The sequence below is a fragment of the Microcoleus sp. A6-C6 genome, from assembly GCF_036705955.1.
Classification (GTDB): Bacteria; Cyanobacteriota; Cyanobacteriia; order Cyanobacteriales; family Microcoleaceae; genus Microcoleus.
In genome coordinates this window covers 76622-85590 of sequence record NZ_JAUBVR010000016.1, presented here as the reverse complement: position 1 = coordinate 85590, position 8969 = coordinate 76622, and the positions used below count along the sequence as shown (strand labels likewise).

Sequence of the window (8969 nt, the reverse complement as noted above, 5' to 3'; positions counted from 1 at the left end):
TCGATTGGTTCTGGAACAGTTGAATCAATTATTAAACGAATTGGATTCAGGGTGAAAATATCAGGAGCGCAATGGAATATTGAGAGCGTTCCCTCTATCCTTTCTCTTCGCTGTGCTTATCTCAACGGTCAACTTTCAATTTGATGTATTTGCCAAAGTGAGATGCACCCGAGATCAGTCAGGTTAGTCAAGGATTCTAGCGGTTTGATGTCGCTAATTTTATTGTCGAAGAGTACGAGCCGAATCAAGTTAGTCAAGGATTGTAGCGGTTTGATGTCGCTGATAGGATTTTTTCCGAGGTAGAGCACAGTCAGGTTAGTCAAGGATTGCAACGGTTTGATGTCCTTGATTTGATTGTTGATGAGGTAGAGTTCAGTCAGGTTAGTCAAGGATTGCAACGGTTTGATGTCCTTGATTTGATTGCTAAAGAGATTGAGCTGTGTCAGGTTAGTCAAGGATTCTAGCGGTTTGATGTCGCTGATTTGGTTGTTCTGGAGGAAGAGCCAAGTCAGGTTAGTCAAGGATTCTAGCGGTTTGATGTCGTTGATTTGATTGTCATCAAGGAAGAGCTCAGTCAGGTTAGTGAAAGATTGTAACGGTTTAATGTCGCCGATTTTCTTGTCAATGAGGTAGAGTGCGGTGACCCTCGAAAGTTTCTGATTAGCAGCATCGCAGTCAGTAGTCCCTGCTTCCTTCAACAGCATCTCAACAGTATGTTTAGCTTCAGGACTCAAATCAGCTTTTTGGTGACACCAATCGGCAAATGTTCGTCTACTATTTCCCGATCGCACTTCTGCTGCTTTCGCAGACAGTCCATTTCCAGATAATGCTAGGATCGCACAACAAGTAACTGCGATCGACTTTGGTAAATTCTTATGTTTGTTTGCAAATATAAGTGTCATAATCTTGTACCTCTAATTTTCTGAACTGTATACAACAAAGACACGGCAATACCGTGTCCCTGCAAAACAGCTATTAAAAACTCTGTCTATCCGCCTCACTCTGGTAACTTATATTGTCCCACAATCCGCTTAGCATATTCCGGCACATGAGCCTCCAATTTCTCAGGGTAATTCCGCTTCACATACAGATAATTGCGAGTGAAATGAGAATCAATTGAAAAGCGCGCATATTCCAAACCCTTCGGCCCAATTCTCTCAATAAAAACTCCCATTAACTTCGCCGCCCACATTGGCAAAGTTACTCCTTTTTCATAAGCAGGAATACTTTGTTGAACGGCTTCTTTTCTGTTTCCCTGAGACATCACCGGCTGAGTATTTAACTGATCCGTTACCAAATCTAACATTTCTTGCCCGGTGTCATTTCTTACTACAATCCACTGCCAGCCAAAAGGTGCGCCCATGTAGCCGACAACTAAATCTGCTAAGGAATTGACGTAATCAAAACAGCTCAAACAAGAAGGAGCAAAAACATCTTTCAATTCTTTAGTATTCAGCCCGAAAAACGGCACTTTCTCGCTCGAACCATCTTCGTGTTTGAAGTGAACGTTAAAGTCTTGCATAAATTCGTAAGAAACCACCGTTTCAGGAGAGCGGCTAGTAGTATCTAGGAATTTCTGCAAGCCGGCGCGACTGACATTATCGACACAGGGAGTTCCCAAAACATACAGCTTTTCTAAACCGAGTTGTTTTTCTACTGTTCGCAATGCTTGAATTTGACAGCCTACGCCAATTACTAACAGTCGTTTCATCCCCGATTTCTCGATTTGTTCTAATACTGAAAGGTTGGGAGACAGAGTTGGTTTGTTGACTTTTGCTGCCAGAATTTCTTCGCGGTTTCTAGCAATAATCGGCATCGGTTGAAAGCGGTCTTCTTTGGTATTTTGGACGCAAACAACGCCTTCTACAATTCCTTTTTCGAGCATTTCGATCGCAATTGAGCTCACAATTCCCGTCCACTGAGCGCCTTCAATTGGTTCTTTTTTCTTGGCCGCCATCATATTTTGACTGACTCCGAAGTACCAATCGTCGGGATTGTCGAGATTGCGCGATCGCCCGTGAATCTCCTCTTCTAGTTCTGCGATATGCTGTGTTAAGAAAGCGCAAGCTTCCTTGACATAATGGATATAATATGTATCGCACAAACCGCATTCGCTGCAAAGCTCTTTAGCGGGGCGGCGGCTTCCGGGTTTGAGGGCTTTAGATTTTTGGTGTTTAGTAGAATCTGTTGCGGTCATCTAAATTGCGGATTTTATGGAGAAACGCCTTTTGTTAGGATATCACACCAATTCCGGCGATTCAGTAGTCGCGCTAATTAAACCTAAAACTTTGTTTGGTATTCAGAAACACCGAATCAAGGCGGACACGGGGGTACGCCCCCTACAGAAACCTGGTTTCTCTATGTTATATTTTTGGGGATGAATATTGTTACTGTTTTAGTCCTCGCAGGCGGGCTTGGGCTGTGTAAGAGCGAATTGTATTCGCCCGCAATCATTATATTTATCCGGATATAACAGGATATTGCAGGAATCTACTGCCAAATAAAGGTATAAAAAAATGGTAAAATTGTTTGTGACAACAGCCGTCGCTGGCATCATGATTAATCTGGCAATTTCTAGCTTAGGATTTGCTGCTTTAGTTCGCCCGATTCCCGCGATGAATCAAACTGTTGTCGCTTTAGAAAGAATGTTGGGCGCGACACAAACGCCGGCGGCGATCGACTATTCGCGCTTGGGGATTGGCGGCGTGCGGTTGGGGATGTCTGTAGAAGAGGCAAAACGTAAGTTGGGAAAACCTCAACGCGACGAAACTAAACCGGGCGGTAAGGCGATCGGTGGCAAGATTCGCACGCTAACCTACTCAAAATTGACAGTAGCAGCCTGGGATGGCAAAGTTTATTTAATTTCTACTACCAATCCCAAGTTCGTGACAATTGATGGGATTAAGGTAGGAGATAACAGCAAAAAAATTGTTAAAACTTACAGTTATGGGTCGCAATCTGTGCAGGGTGAAGTGACTCGGTTGACTTACAGTAACGATCAAAAGGCTTCTAATTTGGTTTTGGAAGTTAAGGGCGATCGCGTGCAAAAGATTATTATCGGCACGCAGCTCAACTAAAATATTACACAATAGTCCAAAAATCCCGCGTACAGGTTCGATCGTTCGGACTTCAGCCCTGCTTATTTATGAGAATTTTCAGCCTTTCGGTGAGTTGACTGGAGGGCTTTTTCTTGATGCGCGATCGGGCTTAGTTCAGCCTCCGGGCGATCGCCCCTGATAAAATAGTATAATGTTAGTGTTTTTAATATCTGTCTTTCGTGAGTGAGTTTGAGCCGACTAATTTAGAGGCAGTATAGGAGTGAATACGCTTTCAAGCCGGGGCAGATAACCTTCGCTTGACTCTCCACGCACAGCAAGAGATGCTTGAGGAAAACATTACACTAGATCAAGTAATTCAAGCATTAGTTAGAGGTCAACTGTTAGAAAACTATCCTCAACATCAGCGCGGTGCTTGCTGTTTATTCGGCGGTTTTTCTCAAGATAGTCGTCCCTTGCACATTGTCTGTACTACTGTCCAACCGTTACTGATTATTATCACGGTTTATGAGCCAAAACTGCCCAAATGGATAACTCCCACCACTAGGAGGCAATTAGAATGAAATGCAGTATTCAAGGATGTCCAGGTACTTATGAGGAGCGAGAAATCATTCACGCTGTTCGATACCAAGGTGAAATCGTCGTAATCGATAAAGTTCCCGCAGAGGTTTGTATATTCTGCGGCGATATCCTCCTGAAACCGAAGACTGTTCGACAAATTGAAGAGTTACTCAAAACAAAAATAAAACCTGCACGTTCAGTGCCACTTTATGAGTATTCAGCATCAGGTAAAGGCTAGTACGAAACATATTAAAAAATAAGGTACGCAATGCACACGATACACCTTACTTCGGTGAGTTTATAGAGTGGCTTTTTCCTGAAGCGCGATCGCCCAAATCTCCTTAATCCTCTTCATCAACATCCGACAATTTTGCCATTTCCTCAGCAATTAGTGTCTGAAAATCCTCTCCACAGTGCAGGTTCAGGTGAATTGCAGCACTCATGAACTATGCTATAATTTCAGCTTTTTGTCGATCGCTCAAATCAGGTAACTGAAGCTGATGGATTAAAGTAATAACATTTTGACACTCAGTACCCAGTTCTTCAATTAACGTGCTCAGCGTAGAATTAGTTACAGAAATTGTCCGATTCCTAACTTCCATATTGATTTACATCGTTTACGGTTGTTTTTGGATGATTTAACCGCAGAGAGCGCAGAGGACACAGAGGAATAGAAGAGAGAGATCAACAAAACAATGTAGAGACGCGATATCGCATCTCTACACATATTTTAAAGTAAAGTGCGCCTCAGCGCACCCTACTAATTAGCTGTTCTGGGGAACGGGAGAAGGAACGCTCGAACCCACAGAATTACTCGACGCACCAGTCTTAGCCCGCTTCTTGATCAAGATTGGCTTGACGCTGTTTTCTCCACCAATAGGGGGATCTTCTTGTTGAGCGTAATCAGCGCCCATCCAAGCAGGACGGCTTTGATCGAAGGCCATTTGCAAAGCAGCAGCGGCGATCGCGTGGGCGTCGTACTCTTCGGACAACTGAGACACCAGAGGTAAGAAAGATGCCATCCGTTCGCCAGCCAAAGCTTCGCGAACTTTACCCTGCATCTTTTCCAACTGACGCGCTTCAATTTGGGCGCGTGTCGGAATGTTTCTCACCGTTAAGCTCGATCGCACGTGGCGTTCAATCAAGCGTAATTTGCGGCGATCAACAGGTTGAATCAACGTGATCGCAGTTCCTTCGCGACCAGCCCGGCCGGTACGTCCGATCCGGTGAACGTAGCTTTCTACGCTATCGGGCAAGTCATAGTTAATCACGTGAGTCAAGTGATCCACGTCCAAACCCCGCGCCGCAATATCAGTCGCCACTACCCAGCGCACCTGACATTGGCGGAACCGATGCAGCAAACGTTCCCGCTGTGCTTGGTTCAAATTACCGTGATACTCGTCAACGCTGTGACCTGCTGCTTGCAGTTGGCTAGTAAGTTCTGCCGCCGACTGCCGCGTCCGCACAAAAATCAGTGCAGATTCTGGGTCTTCCATTTCTAGGATTGGCTGTAGAGCTCTTGCCTTAGACCAGCCGCGAGGAATCATGTACACGCCTTGGCTAATCCGCTTCGGCGTTGCTTTTGGCTGTTCTACGGTGACGTTGACTGGGTTGCGCAAATGGCGCGTTACCAATTTCCGAATGGAAGCTTCCATCGTCGCCGAGAAAAATGCCGTTTGACGATCTTTTGGTGCAGCATCCAAGATTTTTTCCACATCTTGGATAAAGCCCATGCTCAGCATTTCGTCAGCTTCATCCAAAACCAGCCATTTTACCTTGTCTAGTTTCAGGCTGCCGCGGCTCAGCATATCTAGTATGCGTCCGGGTGTACCGACAACGATGTGAACGCCGCGCTTCAAACGCTGCATTTGGCGATCGATCGATTGACCACCGTACACCGTCAGAACTTGCAGAGAGCGACCGACTTTTACCGGGCCGTCGCTGCTGATACCGCTCAAATCGCGGATGGCTTCAGTTACCTGCATCGCCAATTCGCGAGTCGGTGTCAGCACCAATGCTTGCACCGCAGTTACATCTAAATCAATCCGCTCCAAGATGGGCAACGAAAATGCTGCCGTTTTGCCAGTTCCTGTTTGGGCTTGACCCACAACATCGCGACCTGCTAACAGGTGTGGAATGGCTTGTACTTGGATGGGAGTAGGTTCTGTAAAGCCGAGTGTTTCCAGATGGAGAACGAGTTCTTCCGAAAGACCCAAGCCTTCAAACAATAAATTCATTAATGCTCCTAATAACGAGTCCTTAGCCTTCTAAGTTGCCCAACTCGGATGCGGATTTCTGCTATAAGGCAGGAACTCATTATGAGTTCTGTACGGTGCTGCGCCTGCGCGCACCTTTTTAAATAGCAATCGAGTATAGGGCAGCTCCGTCGATGGTGACTAAATTTACCGATTCGACAGCCGTCTTTGATTTTGTGACATCACCGATACCAACCGCCAGCGATCGGGTTATCGACTTCCAACATTCTTAAAATAGTACATTGGACTTCCTTTGAGGTACTTGCAAGCTTTCTCTCTAGGGCATTTTATAGTGAGGATGATGACCAGCCCCACTGAACTGCACTACATATTAGTAGTTACAGGTTTGTTAGTTCAGGCGCTATCCCGCAATCCGTCGCCTGCGGGATTCAACAGGGGATGCAGCGACCGTTACCGCCTATCCATCTCAACACTCTTTCGGGATACCGTTGTGGTGTAGGGCGGACGGCGAAGCAATCTCAAATCATCCCCGCTGGTTTCTGACTTTATATTAGCATAACTCTTTACATTCAGAAACAAAACAGTGAACTACCCGACGGTGACCTGCGGTACAGCACGGGCTTCCCAATTCATTGGCAACAGCCGCCAGAACTCCGTAATTCTATTGGTCTTACATTGCCTCCAAGGGCAGGAGTCCTGGTTCCCAAGACCCATACTTTTTCTGGCAACACGTACCTATGAGCTTGGTTTTCGCTTACGGCATTGGTTGTCAAGATGTACCAATTTTATCAGAAGAATTGCTCGTTTCCTCATCCACCCCGTCGCTGTTCCACAGCACGGCTTGGAATTCGACTCGCGGGAGTGGAATCGTCAACTCACTGGCACTCATCCCGACGCGAGGCTACACTCTTAGCGCGGGGCTGATGCTGCTTTGGCGGGCGGGACAGTTCGAGCTATACTTCTACTTGACCGTAGAGGTCGTAGACATCTGAACTCGTAATTTTCACAGGTACGATCGATCCCAGCCGTGCTTCTCCTGTCACATAGACGAGTCCATCTACTTCTGGGGAAAATCTGGCGGATCTACCAATCAACTCACCTGTCTCTGGCTGTTCTTGTTCTATCAGGACATCAACTACCTGACCGACAGATTCTTGATTCTTCTTCAATGATATAGGTTGTTGTGCCGCCATTACCGAATCGCGCCAAATTTCCATTTTTTCTGCTGGCAGTTGATTTGGCAAGCTGAAGGCTGGAGTACCTTCTTCGGCGGAAAATGTGAATACTCCGACGTGATCGAATTCGTGGCGCTTGACAAATTCCAGCAAGTGTGCTGCGTGTTCGTCGGTTTCGCCGGGGAAGCCAACAATAAAAGTTGTTCGCATCACGGCGTTGGGAATTGCTGCTTTGAGCCGATCGACTATAGCATCATTAATCCCAGCTTGAAAAGGTCTGTTCATCGCCCGCAGAATTTCCGGGTGCGAATGTTGCAGAGGTAAATCCAAGTATGGCAAAACGTTGGGCGTTTCGCAGATTGCCGCCACAACTTGCGGAGTCAAACCTGTAGGATAGGCGTAGTGCATCCGAATCCAGGGTACATCTACTTGGCCCAAAGCCCGCAGTAGTTCGGCTAGCTTCGGTTCGCCATAGATATCTTTGCCGTAGTTGGTGGTAATTTGAGAAATTAAGATAATTTCTTTGACACCTTCCGACGCTAATTGCTTAGCTTCGGCGACAATAGATTCGATCGTGCGCGATCGTTGATTTCCGCGCAAGTGGGGGATAATGCAAAATGCACAGCGGTAGTCACAGCCTTCTGCTATTCGCAGATAAGCGACACCCTCAGATGTCGTGCGGTAGCGGGGAGTAGTTTCGTCAGCGATGTAAGTAGGTTCGCTAGAGACGAGGGAAACTCGATCGCCCTTTTCGACCCGCTGCATCACATCAACTATTTTATGATAATCGCCAGTGCCGACAATTGCGACTGCTTCTGGCAATTCATCCAGCAATTGTTGTTGAAAATGCTGTGCCATACAGCCAGTGATGACTACTTTTTTATTAGCTTCTGCCAATTCGACCAAAGTGCGGACTGACTCTTCTCGCGCAGCTTGGATAAAACTGCAAGTATTGACTACAACATAATCGGCTAATTCTTCATTAGAATCTACTTGATAGCCCGCTTGAGCCAGCAAGCCAATCATGTGTTCGGTATCTATGCGATTTTTTTCGCAGCCGAGGTGGGTAAATGCGATCGTTGGCTTCGTTGCCATGAAGTAATTTTTAGTGTTGCGCTATTTTCAAGAACGTTTTATGGTATCACACAATTTGATAATCTGCAATGTGTAAGTGAAAGCTATCGACTGTTGTCGTGTCCGTATGCGATCGTCACATAGAAGATCGCCCGCCCGCAAGCATAATTTCGACTCGCTAGTTCGGCAAGCCAGCGACAAAAATCTGGTCGGCCGTCAACCTCAATTCTGGAAAAGCCAGCGACTCAACTATGTCATCTCCCTGAAACTGGTTGATTTGATATTCCCCGTCAACCAACTGGTAAACGGAGATAGTAGGTTGTTTCGGATTGCCAATGAAGCGTCTGCCGCCCAAAGCAGCATAATCCACAACCCAATATTCCGGGATACCCAGTCTTTCATAATCAGCTACTTTAACCAGGTAATCATCTTGCCAGTTCGTGCTGACTACTTCTACAGCCAGTCGCACCGAAGACCCCATCGTGATGATAGATTCTTTTTTCCAGCGCGGCTCGTTTGCAAGTGCGGTTCTGTCTAGGACTATTACGTCTGGCTGATAACCTGCTTCGTCACGGGAAAGCTTGAGTAGGCAGTCACCTGGAATTGAGTAGGGTAATTCACGACGGTCAATTTCAACCGCTAGTTTTGAGTTTATAAAACCCGTAACTTCCGAATGGTCGCCGGTTCCTAAAGGCATTTCAACAATTACTCCATTGTGTAGTTCGTACTTATGGACAGAGTTCTCTGGATACCAAGCAACGAACTCATCAAACGTGATTGTTTTGGATATGGTTTGGATCATGTTGTGGTTTCCTCTGTCTGGTGATTAGTATGCGGAAAGCTCAAATATTACACAAGGACTTAGGACAACGTTGTTCGTAATCCTT

The 8969-nt window shown here is 46.1% G+C and carries 10 protein-coding genes and 1 pseudogene; 5 read left to right on the top strand and 6 right to left on the bottom strand.

Annotation, left to right across the window (positions count from 1 at the left end):
* Positions 1-144, top strand: a pseudogene (locus QUB52_RS09610) (ISKra4 family transposase); the annotation flags it as partial.
* Here the strand turns inward: QUB52_RS09610 and QUB52_RS09605 are convergent.
* Positions 129-902, bottom strand: a complete 774-nt coding sequence (locus QUB52_RS09605; RefSeq protein WP_332975406.1) for a leucine-rich repeat domain-containing protein — start codon at positions 900-902, stop codon at positions 129-131. The pseudogene QUB52_RS09610 and the gene QUB52_RS09605 overlap by 16 nt on opposite strands.
* A gap of 95 nt (positions 903-997) precedes the next feature.
* Entirely contained in the window at positions 998-2197 is a 1200-nt protein-coding gene (locus QUB52_RS09600) for a Coenzyme F420 hydrogenase/dehydrogenase, beta subunit C-terminal domain (RefSeq protein ID WP_332975407.1), read from the bottom strand.
* A gap of 334 nt (positions 2198-2531) precedes the next feature.
* On the opposite strand from QUB52_RS09600, the gene QUB52_RS09595 reads away from it, so the two are divergent.
* From QUB52_RS09595 to QUB52_RS09585, 3 genes are all read left to right on the top strand, one after another.
* Positions 2532-3077 carry a hypothetical protein gene (locus QUB52_RS09595; RefSeq protein WP_332976164.1) on the top strand — a complete coding sequence of 182 codons (546 nt, stop codon included), beginning with the start codon at positions 2532-2534 and terminating at the stop codon, positions 3075-3077.
* Between the two features lie 278 nt (positions 3078-3355).
* Complete coding sequence (locus tag QUB52_RS09590) at positions 3356-3619, top strand: DUF4258 domain-containing protein (RefSeq protein WP_332969830.1); 264 nt, start codon at positions 3356-3358, stop codon at positions 3617-3619.
* Positions 3616-3855, top strand: coding sequence for a YgiT-type zinc finger protein (locus QUB52_RS09585; RefSeq protein WP_265235681.1), 240 nt, complete (start codon positions 3616-3618; stop codon positions 3853-3855). The genes QUB52_RS09590 and QUB52_RS09585 overlap by 4 nt, the downstream gene beginning before the upstream one ends.
* 208 nt (positions 3856-4063) lie before the next feature.
* Here the strand turns inward: QUB52_RS09585 and QUB52_RS09580 are convergent, their stop codons facing one another.
* Positions 4064-4219, bottom strand: a complete 156-nt coding sequence (locus tag QUB52_RS09580) for a hypothetical protein (protein WP_265235680.1) — start codon at positions 4217-4219, stop codon at positions 4064-4066.
* Between the two features lie 162 nt (positions 4220-4381).
* Positions 4382-5854 (bottom strand): DEAD/DEAH box helicase, encoded by a 1473-nt coding sequence (locus tag QUB52_RS09575; RefSeq protein WP_265235679.1) that lies wholly within the window; start codon positions 5852-5854, stop codon positions 4382-4384.
* A gap of 716 nt (positions 5855-6570) precedes the next feature.
* Here QUB52_RS09575 and QUB52_RS09570 point away from each other — a divergent pair.
* Entirely contained in the window at positions 6571-6825 is a 255-nt protein-coding gene (locus QUB52_RS09570) for a hypothetical protein (RefSeq protein ID WP_265235678.1), read from the top strand.
* Here QUB52_RS09570 and rimO read toward each other — a convergent pair.
* Both rimO and QUB52_RS09560 read right to left on the bottom strand, forming a co-directional pair.
* Positions 6787-8103 (bottom strand): 30S ribosomal protein S12 methylthiotransferase RimO, encoded by a 1317-nt coding sequence (rimO, locus tag QUB52_RS09565; RefSeq protein ID WP_332975409.1) that lies wholly within the window; start codon positions 8101-8103, stop codon positions 6787-6789. The genes QUB52_RS09570 and rimO overlap by 39 nt on opposite strands.
* Before the next feature lie 157 nt (positions 8104-8260).
* Positions 8261-8884, bottom strand: coding sequence for a Uma2 family endonuclease (locus tag QUB52_RS09560; RefSeq protein WP_332969834.1), 624 nt, complete (start codon positions 8882-8884; stop codon positions 8261-8263).
* Between the last annotated feature and the right edge of the window lie 85 nt (positions 8885-8969).